This is a genomic window from Blastomonas sp. CCH1-A6, assembly GCF_001556365.1.
Classification (GTDB): Bacteria; Pseudomonadota; Alphaproteobacteria; order Sphingomonadales; family Sphingomonadaceae; genus Blastomonas; species Blastomonas ursincola.
The window spans coordinates 38,309-54,241 of record NZ_LSIS01000027.1 but is presented as its reverse complement, the minus strand read 5'-3'; the positions used below and the strand labels follow the sequence as shown (position 1 = coordinate 54,241).

The window sequence follows — 15,933 nt, the reverse complement described above, 5'->3', positions numbered from 1 at the left end:
ATTATGGATGTTTGTGCAATCGGTTGAAGAGCGGGCAGATGGGGCAAATTACCACCAAATTGGGTTTAAATTGCCGCTGCTGCGGCATGCCCGCTCGCCCATGCCCATTGGAAGTTATAGCCGCCCAGCCAGCCGGTGACATCGACCGCTTCGCCAATCGCATAGAGGCCCGGCACCTTGCGTGCCTCCATGGTCTGCGAAGACAGACCGTCGGTGCTGATGCCGCCCGCGGTAACTTCGGCCTTGGCATAGCCCTCGGTACCGTTGGGGTGGAAGGTCCAGCTGGAGAGCCGCCTCTCTGCTTCGCCCAGCACCCGGTCGGGTGTATCCGCGAGCCGCGCATCGCCGCCGATTCGGTCGCTCAGCGTCGCGGCTAGCCGGTCGGGCAGCATGGCGCCGAGCGTGCTGCGCAGCGTCGCCCGGGGTTGCTGGCGCTTGGCCTGGGTCAACCAGCCGGGGGCGGCATCAGGCAGGAAATTGATCGCTACCGGATCGCCATGCCGCCAATAGCTCGACACCTGCAGGATCGCAGGGCCCGACAGCCCCTTGTGCGTGAACAGCGCCGCCTCGCGGAACAGCGCCTTGCCCGCGCGCGCGACGACGTCGGTCGCGACGCCCGAGAGCGAGCGGAACAGCGTCTCGTCTCCTCCCAGCGTCAGCGGGACCAAGGCCGGGCGCGGTTCGACAACCTTGAGGCCGAACTGCCGCGCGAGATCATAGGCAAAGCCGGTCGCACCCATTTTCGGGATCGAGGGCCCGCCTGTGGCGATGACTAGGGCGGGGGCCTCGGCGCTGCGATCGCCCCAGCTGACGCGATAGCGCCCATCGGCATGCTCGACCAAGCGGATGGCATGGCCGAGCGCGATGGTGACGCCGCCCTTGTCGCACTCGTCCAGCAGCATCGCCACGATCTGCTTCGCCGAACCGTCGCAGAACAGCTGGCCCAGCGTCTTTTCATGCCAGGCAATTCCGTGCGCATCGACCAGATTGATGAAATCCTGCGGGCTGTAGCGGCCCAGTGCCGATTTGGCGAAATGCGGGTTGGCGCTGAGATAGCGGTCGGCCTGGGTGTGGATATTGGTGAAGTTGCAGCGTCCGCCGCCCGAGATCAGGATCTTCTTCCCCGGCGCATCGGCATGGTCGATCACCAGCACCCGCTTGCCCCGCTGCCCGGCGATCGCCGCGCAGAACAGCCCGGCTGCGCCAGCGCCGAGGATGATCGCGTCAAAGGGGGAGGGGGAGAGCATGGCGCGGGTCTATGGCGGAACCGGAGGAGGAGGGGAAGGGGCGTGTTCGGGGCACCTCGTTTGCTGCTATCGTCACCCTGCACTCGTTTCAGGGTCCATTTCTCCCCACGCGGCTTCAGCGGCTGAGGCACGATGGATTCTGAAACGAGTTCAGGATGACGGTTGATGGGCGCTGACGATCGCTCAGATCAGCCCCATCGACCGCATGCTAGAATGGCCATCCAGCCCGATAATGATATGGTCATGCACGCCGATGCCCAGCCGCTTGCCCGCCTCGATGATTTCGCGGGTGATCTGGATGTCCTGCTTGCTCGGCTGCGGATTGCCGCTGGGATGGTTGTGCACCAGGATCAGCGACACCGCGCCGAGATCGAGCGCGCGCTTGATCACCTGGCGGGTGTAGATCGCCGCCTGATCGACCGAGCCTTCGGACATAACGTCGTCGCTGATCAGCATGTTCTTGGCGTTGAGGAACAGCACGCGCACCCGCTCGCGCGTCAGATGTGCCATGTCGAGCCGCAGATAGTCGAGCAAGGCCTGCCAGCTCGACAGGATGGGCTGGCGGCGGACGGGCTCGCTCACCAGCCGACGCGCCGCGACCTGGACGATCTTCAGCGCTGCGGCGCTGGTCTCGCCCATGCCGGGTACGGCGCGCAGCGAGTCGCCATCGGCGGTGAGAACGGCAGCGAGCGAGCCGAAATGGTCGATCAGCTGTTTGGCGAGCGGCTTGGTGTCGCGGCGCGGAATTGCCAGCGTCAGCAGATATTCCACGATTTCATGATCATGCAGCCCGGTTCCGTCGGTGTTCAGCAACCGCTCCCTAAGCCGGGCGCGATGGCCTGCGCCGTGATGCCCGCCCGCCGGAAAGTCGGGCAGCTCGGCATCGGCCAGCAGGGGCAGTGAAGAGGACATGGTTTGAAGTTAATCTTTCGCCCCGGCACGGGCAAACGCTTTGTCGGAACGGCTTTGCCGCTGCGTCGTTGCAACGCGATGCTTTGCAAGCCATTCAGGTGACGATGAGCGATCCCGATACCCAGGCCGAGGCAATTCCGCCCGAGCGGCAGGTCCGTGCGTGGCGGCGAATGGCCTGGCCGCTGCGCGTGGCGCTGTACGGCGTCGCATTGCTGGGCCTGGCGGGGCTGGTCGCCTGGACCCAGCGCGAGGATATCGCGCGCAACCTCATCGGAAACGAGCTCGAGGCGCGCGGCATCGAGGCGCGCTACGATATCGAATCGATCGGCGTCGGGCGGCAGACGGTGCGCAACCTCGTGCTCGGCGATCCGAAGCGCCCCGATGCGACGATCGCGCGGCTGAGCGTCGATGTCAGCGGCGGGCTGTTCGCACTGCGCATCGACCAGGTAATCGTCGAGGGATTGCGCGGCTATGGTCGGCTGGACAAGGGGCGCGTCAGCTTCGGCAGCCTCGACAAGCTGCTCTATACCGACAGCAAGGAGCCTTTCCGGCTGCCCCGGCTCGACCTGACGCTGCGCGACGCGCGCGTACGGATCGAGAGCCCTTATGGCACGATCGGGGTCAAGGCCGATGGGCAGGGCAATCTGCGCGACGGCTTCAAGGGACAGCTCGCTGCGATCGGCGCGCGGCTCGCCTATCAGGGCTGCGCACTCGACCGGCCCAGCCTGTTCGGAACGGTCAGCATCGCCAATGAACGCCCTGCCTTTCGCGGACCAATGCGTTTTTCGGGGCTGGCTTGCGATCGGGGCGGTGTCGCTGTCGGTCAATCCTCGATCGCGCTCAGAGCAGAGGCCAATGCGGCGCTCGACCGGGTTGAAGGCGCGCTGATCCCTGCGGTCGGCGCGATCCGGGCCGATGGTTTTGCGGCGGATGGGCTGGGCGGACGGTTGAGCTTTATGATCAAAGGCCAGCAGGTCGACGGTGAGGTCGATCTCGCGCTGGCCGATCCTGCCACTGCCGGAATTGGTTTCCGGCGGTTCGACGCCAGGGGCAGGGCGGTGGTGCGCTTAGGCGAGGCCTCGCCCGATCTGCGCTTCGAGGGCGATCTGCGCGGCGAGAGTCTGGCGGTCGCGCGCGAGCGGCTGACCGGGCTCGATACGGCGGTGAAGGCGAGCGCGAATCTCCCCATCGCGCCGCTGGTGCAGCGCATGGTGAGCGCTGCACGGCGGGCACTGCCGGGATCGGATCTGGCGATGACGGTCGATGCGCGCGCGCGCGGCACCGACACCGCGCTCGCCATCCCGCGCCTGTCGCTGTCGGGGGCGCGGGGCGAGCGGCTGGTCGGCGGCAACAGCCTCAGCGTCCGGCGCGTGGGCGAGGAATGGCAGCTCGCGGGCAATCTTGCGACCGGCGGGGCAGGGCTGCCCGTCGCGCAGCTGCGCATTGTCCCGCGCGGGCAGGGGGCCTATGCGCTCAAGCTGGCGATGGACGCGTATAGCGCGGGCGATGCCTCGCTGGCGCTGCCGCAGTTCGAGGCGTTGTGGAACGGACGCGGCGGCCTGAGCTTTGCTGGCGCGGCGCGACTGTCGGGGCCATTGCCCGGCGGCCGGGTCGAGGGGCTGGCGCTGCCGCTCCAGGGGCGCTGGAGCCAGGCAGCAGGTCTTGCGATGTATGACGGGTGCCAGACCGTGCGTGTGGAACGCGTGCGCGTCTCGAATTTCGTGAGCGGGCGGCAGGCGCTCACCCTGTGCCCCGATCGCAGTGGACCGATCGTCCGGACGGGCGCGCGCGGCCTGCAGATGGCGGCGCGGCTTTCAGGGCCGACGCGGTTACAGGGCAAGCTGGGATCGTCCGACCTGGCGCTGGCAGCAGGCGCGGTGCGGTTCGACTTTCCGGGTAGCGCGCGGCTGTCTGACGTCGATCTGCTGATCGGCCCGGCGCAATCGGGCACGCATATTACCGCGGGCGATTTCAGCGTCGATCTCGGCGGAACGCTCGGCGGAGCCTATTCCGATGCCGAGGCGACCATCGGCGCAGTCCCGCTGGTACTGACCAGGGGCAGCGGGCGCTGGTCTTTCGCGAATTCTGTACTCGATGTGCAGGGCGACGAATGGCTGCTGCGCGATCGTCAGGCGCCCGCGCGGTTCCAGCCGCTGATCACCGACGACATGCGGCTGACGCTCGCCGATGGCCGGATTGCAGTGACCGGCATTCTCGACGAACCGCAGACCTTGCGTCCCGTGGTGCGCGTCGCCATCGCGCATGACCTCGCCAGCGTGACCGGCCATGCCGATCTCTTCGTCGACGCGCTGACTTTCGATGACCGGCTCCAGCCCGAAATGGTCAGCAACATCGCGCTCGGCATCATCGCGAACACGCGCGGGATGGTGACCGGGCAGGGTCGGATCGACTGGTCATCCACCGGCGTCACGTCGAGCACCGGGCGCTTCCGCACCGATTCGCTCGATTTCGCCGCCGCCTTCGGCCCGGTAACAGGGCTGGCGGGCGAGATCGTGTTTATCGATCTTCTCGGCTTCGAGACCGGACCGGGCCAGGTCGTGCGGCTGGCGCAGGTCAATCCCGGCTTCGCGGTCTATAGCGGGCTGATTCGCTATCAGATTCTGCCTGGCTTCAAGATGCGCGTGGAGGGCGGCGAATGGCCCTTTGCGGGAGGACGGCTGCTGCTCGATCCGGGGATGGTCGATCTGGTCAGCGAGGAGCCACGCCGCCTTGTGTTCCGCGTCGACCGCGTCGATGCGGCGCAGTTTCTCGCCGGATTCGATTTCGAGAATATCAACGCCACCGGCCAGTTTACCGGCGTGATCCCGATCGTGTTCGACAAGGATGGCGGGCATGTGCGCGGCGGCCGGCTCGAGGTGATCGGCGATGGCGGTACGCTCGCCTATGTCGGCGAGCTGACCTATGAAGACCTCGGCACGATGGCCAATTTCGCCTTTAACGCCCTGAGATCGCTGCGTTACCGTTATCTCGTCGTCGAGATGGACGGCGATCTGGCGGGCGAGGTCATCACCAAGATCCGCTTTGACGGGCTCAGCCAGGGCGAGGGGGCCTCACGCAATTTCCTCACCCGCCAGGTCGAGAAGCTGCCGTTGCAATTCAACGTCACGATTTCAGCACCCTTCCTGCAGCTGATCACATCGGCGCGGTCGCTTTACGACACGCAGTATATCACCGATCCCGGCGTGCTCGGGCTGCTGCCTGGTCAGGTGAACAATCCGGGGCCCAATTCGACAACGCCGGCAAAACCGGGCATTCAGCCACCAGAAAGCGAGGATCGTCCATGAAGGGCATGAACAGGATGGCGATTTTGAGGAACCCGTGGGGGCAGATGACGGTGATGGCAGTGGCCACCGCATTGCTGGGCGGCTGTGTGACGGTGACGGCACCTGACAAGCCGATCGTCATCAACCTCAACATCAACATCAAACAGGAAGTCGTCTATCGGCTCGATGGCAAGGCCAAAGAGGTGATCGACGAGAATGCGGAGATTTTCTGATGAACAGGGCGATTTTCAAGGCTGGCCTGCTCGGCGCACTGGCGCTGGGGCTCGCCATGCCCGCAATGGCACAGCGCGACCCGGCCTATGAAGCCGCGCGCGAGAATGGCAGCATCGGCGAGAAGCCGGACGGTTATCTGGGCATTGTCAGCGGCGGCGATGCACAGCTGCAGAAGCTGGTCAGTGACATCAATCTCAAGCGCAAGCAGGTCTATACCGAGCGCGCTTCGGCCGAAGGTTCGACCGTCGAGCAGTTCGCTTTTACCGCGGGCTGCAACACCATATCGCGCACCAGACCGGGGGAAAAATACCAGGCGCCCGATGGCAGCTGGAAGACTCGGGACGCCGGTCCGCCGGTGCGCGATGCGCGCTGCCCCTGAGCCGCACCGCCGAATTAACCCAGATCAAGCCCGGATTTCGTCGGAAATCCGGGCTTTTTTGTGCAGCTTCTCGCACCGCAGCATGACCATTGACTTGGGCAGCAGCCCTTTCTAAACGGGCCGCGCCTTGGCGGGTCCGCTCGCTGCCGGTTGCGTGCTTTTTGAACATCGTAGGCCCAGGCCCGATAACAGGGAGTAAAGCACATGGCAGAGAACGAACCCGGGCAAGACCCTGTCGGCGGCGACGCGCGGATCGATCACATCGGTGATCGGCTTCGCGATATCACGCAGCGGGAGCAGGCCGAAGCGAGCGGCAAGGGGAGCGGGGTCGATGCGAATTATCGACTTGGCAACCGGGTGCTCGCCGATCTGCTGGGGGGAATTGCAGGTGGTTTGCTGTTCGGCTGGCTGTTCGATCGCTGGCTGGGCACATCGCCCTGGCTCCTGATCACGTTCCTCGCTCTGGGGATCATCGTGGCCTTCAGGAACATCATCCGGGTTTCCAACGCATATTCGGCGGGGCTGAAAAATCAGCAGCCTCCGCAGGATAAGTCTGAAGATTAAGACGAAGAGGTAAGGTTGTGGCAGCCGAGTCAGGCAAAATCGACCCGATGCACCAGTTCGAGATCGCGCCCATCTTCAATGGTGGGTTCGAGCTTGCTGGCCAGACCATCACCTTCACCAACAGCGCCCTGTGGATGCTGTTGACGCTGGTCGCGGTCTGGGTGTTCATGCAGGGCGGCATGAAGCGCGAGCTGGTGCCCGGCCGCTGGCAGCTCATGGTCGAAGGCTTTACCGGCTTTATCGACGACATGATGACCGCCAATATCGGCGCCGAAGGCCGCAAGTATGCGCCTTACGTATTCTCGCTGTTCATGTTCATCCTGTTCGCCAACATCCTCGGCCTGATCCCGATCGGCGTGGTCGGCGGGCATCCGTTCACCGTGACCAGCCATCTGACGATCACCGGCGTGCTCGCCATCGTCAGCTTCTCGATCGTGCTGATCGTCGGCTTTGCCCGTCACGGCTTCCACTTCTTCTCGCTGTTCGTGCCCCACGGTACGCCGCTCCCGATGATCCCGTTCATCTTCGTCGTCGAGCTGCTGTCGTTCCTGGTGCGTCCGTTCAGCCTTGGCCTGCGACTGTTCGTTGCCATGACGGCGGGTCACATCCTGCTCAAGGTGCTTGCCGGCTTCGTCATCAACTCGACCAATGCCGGTATCGGCTATGGCCTGCTGGTCGGCCTGCCCAGCCTGACGCTGATGGTCGGCATCAGCGCGCTCGAAATCCTGGTCGCCGTTGTCCAGGCCTATGTCTTCGCGCTGCTCACCTCGCTGTACATCAACGACGCGGTGAACCTGCACTGAGCCTTTCTCTTTTCGCTGAAATTTTCCATCCAATCGAGTTTCTTAAGGAGTATTACAATGGACGCAGAAGCTGCAAAACTGGTCGGCGCTGGCCTGGCTGCAATCGGTGCCGGCATGGCCGCCATCGGCGTGGGTAACGTGTTCGGTTCGTTCCTGGAAAGCGCCCTGCGCAACCCGGCAGCTGCCGACGGCCAGCAGGGCCGCCTGTTCATCGGCTTCGCCGCTGCCGAACTTCTCGGCCTGCTGGCGTTCGTCGTGGCGATGATCCTGATCTTCGTTGCCTGATTTGTGTCGGACCGGGGCCGGTCATCGCGCCGGCCCCGTCCACGCCCAAGATTCTGATCCACGGATAGCTTCGATATGCCCCAGATAGACCAGATCATGACCACTTACGGGTCGCAGCTTTTCTGGCTGGTGATCACGTTCGGGCTGATTTACTTCGTGATCGGGCGTTCGATGTTTCCCAAGATCCAGGGCACGGTCGATCAGCGCAAGGCGAAGATCGCCGGCGACATCGCCGCTGCCAAGGCCGCGCACGCCCGTGCCGACGAGATCGAGGAAGAATATCGCCTGGCCCATGCCCGGGCCCGTGATGCGGCGCTCGCCGTGACCGCGGAAGCCAAGGCCAAGGGTGCTCGCGAAGCCGAAGCCAAGGTGCGCGCTGCCGACAATGGCATCGCCACGCAGCTGGCCGATGCCGAGGCCGCGATCGCTGCCCAGCAGGCTGCGGCCCTGACCGAGATCGAGGCGGTCGCTGTCGAGGCTGCGCAGGATATCGTCGCCCGGCTGACCCCGGCAAAGATCACCAAACCGCAGGTCAACCGTGCGGTCAAGGGAGCGCTGGCCGATGCTTGATCTCATCATTCTTGCCTCGGAAGCAGGCGAACATGCCGATCCTTCGGTCGGCGGCGTCCATCTGCTCAACGCCACCTTCTTCGTCTCTGCGGCGATGCTGGTCCTGATCGGCATCATCCTGTGGAAGAAGGTGCCCGCTGCGGTCGCCGCGTCGCTCGACGCCAAGATCGCCGGTATCAAGGCCGAGCTCGACGAGGCGCAGGCGCTTCGTGCCGACGCAGAAAAGCTCCGCGCCGAGTATGAGGCGAAGCTGGCCTCGGCTTCCAAGGAAGCGGCCGACATGAACGCCCGCGCCGAGGCCGAAGCCGAAGCCGTGCTCGCCAAGGCGCGCACCGATGCCGAAAACCTGATCGCGCGGCGTCAGAAGATGGCGACCGACAAGATCGCCGCTGCTGAACGCGCTGCGGTCGCGGAGATCCGCGAAAAGGTCGCCAAGGCCGCCACCGGCGCTGCAGCGAAGCTGATCGCCGAGAACCATGGCGCGGAGGCCGACCAGGCGTTGGTCGACCGCACCGTCGCCGAGTTGGGCACTCGGCTGAATTGATCCTCCTGTCCCTTCTCCCTTGAGGGGAGAAGGATACGGAGCCTTGTCGGCGCAGCCGATTAGGCGCAGTTGGATGAGGGTGAGGCAGAGCAACGGGAGCGCCGGTTCCCCCTCTCCCAACTCCGACTAGCCAGCAAGCCATCAAGTCTGCGCAACCCTTTCCCGGGCTGGGGAGAGGGGTATCGGTTTCACCCCATTGACCTCCTGACCGCGCCACGCCACATGCGACGCTATGGCAGGCCGTCCCGCTCATCCCAATGACAGCAACCCGCGCGCACCCGACCGCTTTCTCGAGGAAGCGGCGACCTACAGCGTGCGTGGCGCCGATGCGCCCGATCTCGACACCGGCATCGCTGCGATCCGCAACACGCTGAAAACGCTGCCGACGCGGCCCGGCGTCTACCGCATGCTCGATGCGCGCGGCGATGTGCTATATGTCGGCAAGGCGCGCGCGCTCAAGAACCGCGTCACCAACTATACCCAGGTCGACAAGCTGCCACGCCGGTTGCAGCGCATGGTCTCGCTCACCCGCTCGATGATGATCGTCACCACCAACAGCGAGGCCGAGGCGCTGCTGCTCGAGGCGCAGCTGATCAAGCGCTATCGCCCGGCGTACAACGTGCTGCTGCGCGACGACAAGAGCTTCCCCTATATCCTGCTGCGCGAGGATCACGACTTTCCGCGCATGTCGAAGTATCGCGGCGCGCAGAAATACAAGGGCCAGTATTTCGGCCCCTTTGCCAGCGCCGGATCGGTGACCAGCACGCTCAACTCGCTGCAGAAGCTGTTCCTGCTGCGCTCCTGCTCGGACAGCTTCTTCGCCAACCGCTCGCGCCCGTGCCTGCTCTACCAGATCAAGCGCTGCTCGGCGCCGTGCGTAGACCGGATCAGCAAGCAGGATTATGCCGCGCTGGTCGCCGACGCGCGCGCCTTCCTCACCGGCAAGTCGACCGAAGTGCAGGCCAAGCTCGGCGCGAAGATGGAAGCGGCGGCCGAGGCGCTCGATTTCGAAAGCGCGGCGGCCTATCGCGACCGGCTAAAGGCGCTGACCTTTATCCAGGGTAGTCAGGCGGTGAACGCGCAGGGCATTGCAGATGCGGACGTGTTCGCGATGGCGAGCCAGGGCGGCACTGTCTGCATCCAGGCCTTCTTCATCCGCCCCGGGCAGAACTGGGGCCATCGCAGCTTCTTCCCTGCGCATGTCCAGGACATGGATGAAGCGGAAATCCTCACCAGCTTCCTGATGCAATTCTATCAGGACATGCCCGCGCCCAAGCTGATCCTGACCGACCGGCAGCCGTTCGAATGCGATCTGATGCTCGAGGCCTTGTCCGCCAACCGCAGTGGCAAGATCGAACTGCTCGTCCCCCAGCGCGGCGAGCGCAAGCGGCTGATCGACCAGGCGCAGCGCAACGCGACCGAGGCGCTGCAGCGCCGCGTCGCCGAGAGCGCCAGCACCGCCAAGCACCTCACTGAAATGGCCGAACTGTTCGGGCTCGATGGCCCGCCCGACCGGATCGAGGTCTATGACAACAGCCATATCCAGGGCACCAATGCGCTGGGCGCGATGGTCGTCGCGGGGCCCGAGGGCTTTCGCAAGGCGGCCTATCGCAAGTTCAACATCAAGCGCGCCGAGACCGTGCCGGGCGACGATTATGCGATGATGCGCGAGGTGTTCGAACGCCGTTTCGCGCGCGCGCAGAGCGAGGACCCCGATCGCAGCAGCGGCGACTGGCCCGATCTGGTGCTGGTCGATGGCGGCAAGGGCCAGCTCGGCGCGGCGATGGAGGCGCTGGCGGGACTGGGCATCGAGGACGTTGCGCTGGTCGGTGTCGCCAAGGGGCCGGATCGCAATGCCGGGCGCGAAACCTTCTTCCTGCCCGATGGCAAGGAATTCACCTTGCCGGTGAACAGCCCGGTGCTGTTCTATCTGCAACGCCTGCGCGACGAGGCGCACCGCTTCGCCATCGGCGCGCATCGCGGCAAGCGCAAGAAGGCGATGACCACCAGTCCGCTCGACGACGTGCCCGGCATCGGTCCGGCCCGCAAGCGCGCGCTGCTGATGCACTTCGGCACCGCCCGCGCGGTGCGCAGCGCCAGCCTGGAAGACCTGCAAAAGGCCCCCGGCGTCTCCAAGGCAATGGCGCAGAGCATCTATGACTTCTTCCGGGGATAGCGGCGGCTGACATGCCCGTCATCCGCACCCCTGCCATAATCTGCACCGTGCGGCGGCATGGGGAGCATGGGGCGGTGGTGCGGTTGTTCACGCCCGATCATGGGCTGCAATCGGGCTATGTGCGGGGAGGGCGGTCGACGGCCCTGCGTCCGGTGCTGATGCCCGCAAACCTCGTCACGGCGGAGCTGCGCAGCCGGGTGAACGATCAGCTTGCCGGGCTGACGGTCGAGCTCGCCGAGAGCCGCGCGCCCTTTTACAGCGAACCGCTTGCCGCAGCGGCGTTCGAATGGGTGACCCTGCTCACCGCGACGGTCGCGCCCGAGGATCAGCCGTTTCCTCGGCTTTATGCGGCGCTGGCGGCCTTGCTCGATCTGGTCTGCGCCGCCCCCTCGGCGCGCTGGTGGCTGCGCGCGATGGTGCGCTATGAGGCGCTGCTGCTCGCCGAACTGGGCTTCGGGCTCGATCTGGAGCGTTGCGCTGTCACCGGCGAGCGCGCGGACCTCGCCTATGTCAGCCCGCGCACCGGGCGTGCGGTGTCGGTGCACGCCGCCGGGGTCTATGCCGAAAAGCTGCTGGTGCTGCCCGCATTCCTGACCGGCGAGGAAGAACCCGATTGGGAGCAGCTGATGCAGGGTTTTGCGCTGACCGGCCATTTCATCGAACGCCAGTTCTTCACCGACCGCCGCGCCGACGCGCTCGCGGCGCGCGCGATGCTCATTGATCGGGTGCGGCGCATGGCGGGTTGACCTCATCCCAAGCAAAACAATGTTGCGGAAATGCGCTGCCGGACGCTATGCGCGCCTCCACAACAGACAGGATGACCCCATGAAAATTGCCATTCTCCCCGGTGACGGCATCGGCCCCGAAATCATGGCCGAGGCGGTGCGCGTGCTGCGCGCGCTCGATCTGCCGGGGATGGAATTGCACGACGGGCTGGTGGGCGCTGCCGCCTGGCGCGTGCATGGCCATCCGCTGCCGCCCGAGACGCTGAAGCTGATGCGCGAGTGCGACGCGATCCTGTTCGGCGCGGTGGGCGATCCGGCATGCGACGGGCTGGAGCGGCATCTGCGCCCCGAACAGGCGGTGCTGGGCATGCGAAAGGAGCTGGAGCTATTCGCCAACCTGCGCCCGGCCAAGGTTTTTCCGGGGTTGGAAGCGCACAGCTCGCTGCGGCCCGAAGTGGCGGGCGCGATCGACCTGATGATCGTGCGCGAACTCAATGGCGATGTCTATTTCGGCGAAAAGGGCATGCGCACCACCAGTGACGGGCAGCGCGAGGGCTATGACATCATGTCGTACAGCGAGAGCGAGGTGCGCCGCATCGCGCATGTCGCGTTCCGCACCGCCCTGGGCCGCTCGGGTCGGCTGTGCTCGGTGGACAAGGCCAATGTGCTCGAAACCTCGCAGCTCTGGCGCGACGTGATGATCGAGGTGGCGGCGGACTATCCCGATGTCACGCTCGAGCACATGTATGTCGACAATGCCGCGATGCAGCTCGTCCGCGCGCCGGGCAAGTTCGACACCATCGTCACCGGCAACCTGTTCGGCGACATCCTGTCTGATCAGGCCAGCATGTGCGTCGGCTCGATCGGCCTGCTCGCCTCGGCCTCTCTGGGCGCGGAGCAGACCGCGTTCGGTACCAAGGGCGCATACGAGCCGATCCACGGCAGCGCGCCCGACATTGCGGGCAAGGGCCTGGCCAATCCGGTCGCGATGATCCTCTCCGCCGCGATGATGCTGCGCCACAGCTTTGGCCTCGAAGCCGAAGCGGCGCGGATCGAGGCAGCGGTGGCACGCGCGCTCAATGCGGGCGCGCTGGGGGCTGACCTGGGCGGGACGATGGGGACGGTCGCGATCGGCGACGCGGTGCTGGCGGCGTTGGGTTAACCCTCGCCCCGCTCGCGCGCCACTTCGCGCCAACCGATGTCGCGGCGGCAGAAGCCGGTGGGGAAGGCGATGGCGTCGACCGCAGCATAGGCGGCGCGCTGCGCTTCGGTGACGCTGCTGCCGGTCGCAGTGACGTTGAGCACGCGGCCGCCGTTGGCGACGAGGGCACCGTCCTTCCACGCGGTGCCCGCGTGGAATACCTTGGCGTGGCCGACATCGCCCAGCAAAATCGCGCCGCCCTTTTCCGGGGTGCCGGGATAGCCCCTGGCGGCCATGACGACGGTCAGGGCGTAACCGTCAGACAGCCGGGGAGGGGGGCAGTTCGCCAGCTCGCCCTTCGCAGTGGCGAGCAGCAGTTCGGCGAGATCGCTCTGCAGCCGGGTCATCAGCACCTGGCATTCGGGGTCGCCGAAGCGGCAATTATATTCGATCAGCTTCGGCCCCTCGCTGGTCAGCATCAGCCCGGCGAACAGCACGCCCGAATAGGGCATGTCCTCTGCCGCGAGCGTGGCGACGGTGGGGGCGATAATCCGCTCCATCACCTGCGCTTCCAGCTCTGCCGTCAGCACCGGCGCGGGGCTGTACGCGCCCATGCCGCCGGTGTTCGGGCCGGTATCGCCTTCACCCACCCGTTTATGGTCCTGCGCCGATCCAAAGGCGACAATCGCGCTGCCGTCGGTGATTGCGAAGAAGCTCGCTTCCTCGCCGGTCATGAACTCCTCGATCACCACTTCTGCCCCGGCCTCGCCAAAGGCCCCGGCGAACATGTGCCCGATCGCGTCCTCAGCCTCCTCGGCGGTTTCGGCGATGATCACGCCCTTGCCGGCGGCGAGGCCATCCGCCTTGATCACGACGGGCAGGTCGAACCCGGCGAGCGCCGCGCGCGCTTCGGCAACATGGCTGGCGCGGACATAGCGCGCGGTGGGGATGCCGGCGCGGTCGCACAAAGCCTTGGTGAAGCCCTTGGACCCCTCAAGCTGCGCCGCTTTGGCAGAAGGGCCGAACACCGGCACCCCGGCGAGGCGCAGGCTGTCCGCCAGGCCATTGACCAGCGGCGCTTCGGGACCGATCACCACCAGACCGATGGCCTGTTCGGCGCAGAAGACCGCAACCGCCGCATGATCGGTCACATCGAGCGCGACGCAGCTGGCGTGTTCGGCTATCCCCGGATTTCCTGGGGCGGCGAAAATGGTTTCCACCTGCGGGGATTGCGCCAGTTTCCAGCACAGGGCATGTTCGCGCCCACCGCTTCCCACCAGCAGGATATTCATGCCCGACCCCTTTACAGATGATATGTCTTCACGTTCGGGCGGGCTGTTAGCCCAGATGCCCCCCGGCGACAACGCCCCGCCGCTGTCGGTTTCGGAAATCTCCGGGCAGTTGAAGCGCATGGTCGAGGACCGGTTTTCGCATGTGCGGATTCGCGGCGAGATTTCGGGCTTCAAGCGCGCCGCATCGGGCCATTGCTATCTGGCGCTCAAGGACGACAAGGCGGTCATCGACGGCATCATCTGGAAGGGCACGACGCAGCGGCTGCCGTTCCGCCCCGAGGACGGGCTCGACGTCATCGCTACCGGCAAGCTCACCACCTTTCCGGGCCGGTCCAAGTATCAGATCACGATAGAATCGCTCGAACTCGCGGGCGAGGGCGCGCTGATGCAGCTGTTCGAAAAGCTGAAGGCGCGGCTCGCCGCCGAAGGCCTGTTCGATCCCGAACGCAAGCGCGCGCTCCCCTTCCTGCCGCGCACGATCGGCGTGGTGACATCGCCCACTGGCTCGGTGATCCGCGACATCCTGCACCGGCTAGCGGACCGTTTTCCCAGCCATGTGCTGGTCTGGCCGGTGCTGGTGCAGGGCGAGGGGGCGGCAGGCCAGGTCGCTGCGGCGGTGCGGGGCTTTGGCGCGATGCCACAGAGCGAGCGGCCCGATCTGCTGATCGTCGCGCGTGGGGGCGGCTCGATCGAGGATCTCTGGGCGTTCAACGAGGAGCCAGTGGTCCGCGCGATTGCCGAGAGCGTCATCCCGGTGATTTCCGCCGTGGGACACGAGACCGACACGACGCTCGCCGATTTCGCCGCCGATCGCCGCGCGCCGACGCCGACCGCTGCGGCGGAAATGGCGGTGCCGGTGCGGTCCGAACTGCTCGGCGGGGTGGCCGAGCTGGGCCTGCGCGCCAGCCGCGCGGTGAACCGCAGCCATGCGCTGGCACGCGAACGGCTGGAGGCGAGGGCCCAGCGCCTGCCGCGTCTTGCCGATCTGCTCAGCCCGCAACAGCAGCGCGCCGATGATCTGGGCGAGCGGCTGCGCGCCGCGCTCGGCCTGCAGCTTGCGCATGCGCGCGGTGCGCTGGCGCGGACCTCGGGCGCGTTGCGGCCTGCCGTGCTCGACACCCGCGTCGCCCATGCGCGCGATCGCTTGGCGCGGCTGACGCTCGACCCGGCGGTGCTCGATCGCATCACCCGGCGGGCGGGCGAACGGCTCGCGGGGCTGGAGCGCGTGCTGGCACAGCTCGATCCCGATGCGCCGCTGCAACGCGGCTATGCGCGCGTCACAGCGGGCGATGGGCGGACGCTGATCGACAAGGCGGTGGCAGTGCGAGAACCACGGCTGACGCTGCATTTCCGCGATGGGACGCTCGATGTCGCGCCAGCGGATGGTCCGCCTCCGCCGCCGGTTTCTCCGACCCCCGCAGCCAAGACGAAGCCCAGGCCCGCCGAGCCGCGCCAGGCGAGTTTCCTGTAGATTTGCGCTGGCGCACCGGATCGCTTATCTTTGCTGGCAACACCGCAGCCAGCCATCGGTAAAGCTGCCATACAGCCTTTCTGGAGCATGATGACCCCATGTTGATGTCCAACCGCGATCGCGTCGCCCGTGTCCACTATATGCCCAACGGCTTCCGCCTGCTCAGCGCAGGCGACCATGTGCTGTGCGCTGAGACCGGGCAGAAGATCGACCTGGAAGAGCTGCGTTACTGGAGCGTCGAGCGGCAGGAGGCCTATGCCAGCTGCGAGATTTCGGTGCGCGCGGCGCTCGGCAAGGGCTGACCGC

At 66.0% G+C, this 15,933-nt stretch carries 16 protein-coding genes; 13 read left to right on the top strand and 3 right to left on the bottom strand.

Annotated features, from left to right (window positions below):
* Positions 1–65: 65 nt before the first annotated feature.
* Positions 66–1,247 carry an NAD(P)/FAD-dependent oxidoreductase gene (locus tag AX735_RS01235; protein ID WP_066274383.1) on the bottom strand — a complete coding sequence of 394 codons (1,182 nt, stop codon included), beginning with the start codon at positions 1,245–1,247 and terminating at the stop codon, positions 66–68.
* Between the two features lie 183 nt (positions 1,248–1,430).
* The gene (gene radC / locus AX735_RS01230; RefSeq protein ID WP_137775578.1) at positions 1,431–2,159 is read right to left on the bottom strand and encodes a RadC family protein; all 729 of its coding nucleotides are present in this window, start codon (positions 2,157–2,159) and stop codon (positions 1,431–1,433) included.
* 104 nt (positions 2,160–2,263) lie between these two features.
* On the opposite strand from radC, the gene AX735_RS01225 reads away from it, so the two are divergent.
* From AX735_RS01225 to leuB, 11 genes are all read left to right on the top strand, one after another.
* Entirely contained in the window at positions 2,264–5,464 is a 3,201-nt protein-coding gene (locus AX735_RS01225) for an intermembrane phospholipid transport protein YdbH family protein (RefSeq protein ID WP_066274380.1), read from the top strand.
* A complete protein-coding gene (locus AX735_RS01220; protein ID WP_060977032.1) occupies positions 5,461–5,676 on the top strand; it encodes a YnbE family lipoprotein in 216 nt (71 codons plus the stop codon). Before AX735_RS01225 ends, AX735_RS01220 begins: the two co-directional genes overlap by 4 nt.
* The gene (locus AX735_RS01215; protein ID WP_066274377.1) at positions 5,676–6,056 is read left to right on the top strand and encodes a YdbL family protein; all 381 of its coding nucleotides are present in this window, start codon (positions 5,676–5,678) and stop codon (positions 6,054–6,056) included. The genes AX735_RS01220 and AX735_RS01215 overlap by 1 nt, the downstream gene beginning before the upstream one ends.
* Before the next feature lie 204 nt (positions 6,057–6,260).
* On the top strand, positions 6,261–6,620 hold the full coding sequence (locus AX735_RS01210) for an AtpZ/AtpI family protein (RefSeq protein WP_066274375.1): 360 nt from the start codon (positions 6,261–6,263) through the stop codon (positions 6,618–6,620).
* A 17-nt stretch (positions 6,621–6,637) separates the two neighbouring features.
* The gene (locus tag AX735_RS01205; protein ID WP_060977035.1) at positions 6,638–7,423 is read left to right on the top strand and encodes a F0F1 ATP synthase subunit A; all 786 of its coding nucleotides are present in this window, start codon (positions 6,638–6,640) and stop codon (positions 7,421–7,423) included.
* Positions 7,424–7,480: 57 nt separating this feature from the next.
* Positions 7,481–7,708: a F0F1 ATP synthase subunit C gene (locus AX735_RS01200; RefSeq protein ID WP_023839593.1), complete on the top strand. Its 228-nt coding sequence runs from the start codon at positions 7,481–7,483 to the stop codon at positions 7,706–7,708.
* A gap of 75 nt (positions 7,709–7,783) precedes the next feature.
* Positions 7,784–8,278, top strand: coding sequence for a F0F1 ATP synthase subunit B family protein (locus AX735_RS01195; protein WP_066274373.1), 495 nt, complete (start codon positions 7,784–7,786; stop codon positions 8,276–8,278).
* Entirely contained in the window at positions 8,271–8,822 is a 552-nt protein-coding gene (locus tag AX735_RS01190) for a F0F1 ATP synthase subunit B family protein (protein WP_066274367.1), read from the top strand. Before AX735_RS01195 ends, AX735_RS01190 begins: the two co-directional genes overlap by 8 nt.
* 232 nt (positions 8,823–9,054) lie before the next feature.
* Positions 9,055–10,998, top strand: coding sequence for an excinuclease ABC subunit UvrC (gene uvrC / locus AX735_RS01185; protein WP_066274366.1), 1,944 nt, complete (start codon positions 9,055–9,057; stop codon positions 10,996–10,998).
* 11 nt (positions 10,999–11,009) lie between these two features.
* Entirely contained in the window at positions 11,010–11,744 is a 735-nt protein-coding gene (recO, locus tag AX735_RS01180; protein WP_066274364.1) for a DNA repair protein RecO, read from the top strand.
* 79 nt (positions 11,745–11,823) lie between these two features.
* Positions 11,824–12,885, top strand: a complete 1,062-nt coding sequence (gene leuB / locus AX735_RS01175) for a 3-isopropylmalate dehydrogenase (RefSeq protein WP_066274494.1) — start codon at positions 11,824–11,826, stop codon at positions 12,883–12,885.
* On the opposite strand, the gene purD is transcribed toward leuB, so the two are convergent.
* A complete protein-coding gene (gene purD / locus AX735_RS01170) occupies positions 12,882–14,156 on the bottom strand; it encodes a phosphoribosylamine--glycine ligase (RefSeq protein WP_066274362.1) in 1,275 nt (424 codons plus the stop codon). The genes leuB and purD overlap by 4 nt on opposite strands.
* On the opposite strand from purD, the gene xseA reads away from it, so the two are divergent.
* Together xseA and AX735_RS01160 are read left to right on the top strand one after the other, a co-directional pair.
* A complete protein-coding gene (gene xseA, locus AX735_RS01165; protein ID WP_066274361.1) occupies positions 14,155–15,627 on the top strand; it encodes an exodeoxyribonuclease VII large subunit in 1,473 nt (490 codons plus the stop codon). The genes purD and xseA overlap by 2 nt on opposite strands.
* 98 nt (positions 15,628–15,725) lie before the next feature.
* The gene (locus tag AX735_RS01160; protein ID WP_066274360.1) at positions 15,726–15,929 is read left to right on the top strand and encodes a DUF2093 domain-containing protein; all 204 of its coding nucleotides are present in this window, start codon (positions 15,726–15,728) and stop codon (positions 15,927–15,929) included.
* Positions 15,930–15,933 lie beyond the last annotated feature (4 nt).

Bases quoted from the DNA above. Each gene is read 5' to 3' on its own strand.
- AX735_RS01235 (WP_066274383.1), bottom strand. From the start codon at position 1,247: ATGCTCTCCCCCTCCCCCTTTGACGCGATCATCCTCGGCGCTGGCGCA.
- radC (WP_137775578.1), bottom strand. From the start codon at position 2,159: ATGTCCTCTTCACTGCCCCTGCTGGCCGATGCCGAGCTGCCCGACTTT.
- AX735_RS01225 (WP_066274380.1), top strand. From the start codon at position 2,264: ATGAGCGATCCCGATACCCAGGCCGAGGCAATTCCGCCCGAGCGGCAG.
- AX735_RS01220 (WP_060977032.1), top strand. From the start codon at position 5,461: ATGAAGGGCATGAACAGGATGGCGATTTTGAGGAACCCGTGGGGGCAG.
- AX735_RS01215 (WP_066274377.1), top strand. From the start codon at position 5,676: ATGAACAGGGCGATTTTCAAGGCTGGCCTGCTCGGCGCACTGGCGCTG.
- AX735_RS01210 (WP_066274375.1), top strand. From the start codon at position 6,261: ATGGCAGAGAACGAACCCGGGCAAGACCCTGTCGGCGGCGACGCGCGG.
- AX735_RS01200 (WP_023839593.1), top strand. From the start codon at position 7,481: ATGGACGCAGAAGCTGCAAAACTGGTCGGCGCTGGCCTGGCTGCAATC.
- AX735_RS01195 (WP_066274373.1), top strand. From the start codon at position 7,784: ATGCCCCAGATAGACCAGATCATGACCACTTACGGGTCGCAGCTTTTC.
- AX735_RS01190 (WP_066274367.1), top strand. From the start codon at position 8,271: ATGCTTGATCTCATCATTCTTGCCTCGGAAGCAGGCGAACATGCCGAT.
- uvrC (WP_066274366.1), top strand. From the start codon at position 9,055: ATGGCAGGCCGTCCCGCTCATCCCAATGACAGCAACCCGCGCGCACCC.
- recO (WP_066274364.1), top strand. From the start codon at position 11,010: ATGCCCGTCATCCGCACCCCTGCCATAATCTGCACCGTGCGGCGGCAT.
- leuB (WP_066274494.1), top strand. From the start codon at position 11,824: ATGAAAATTGCCATTCTCCCCGGTGACGGCATCGGCCCCGAAATCATG.
- xseA (WP_066274361.1), top strand. From the start codon at position 14,155: ATGCCCGACCCCTTTACAGATGATATGTCTTCACGTTCGGGCGGGCTG.
- purD (WP_066274362.1), bottom strand. From the start codon at position 14,156: ATGAATATCCTGCTGGTGGGAAGCGGTGGGCGCGAACATGCCCTGTGC.
- AX735_RS01160 (WP_066274360.1), top strand. From the start codon at position 15,726: ATGTTGATGTCCAACCGCGATCGCGTCGCCCGTGTCCACTATATGCCC.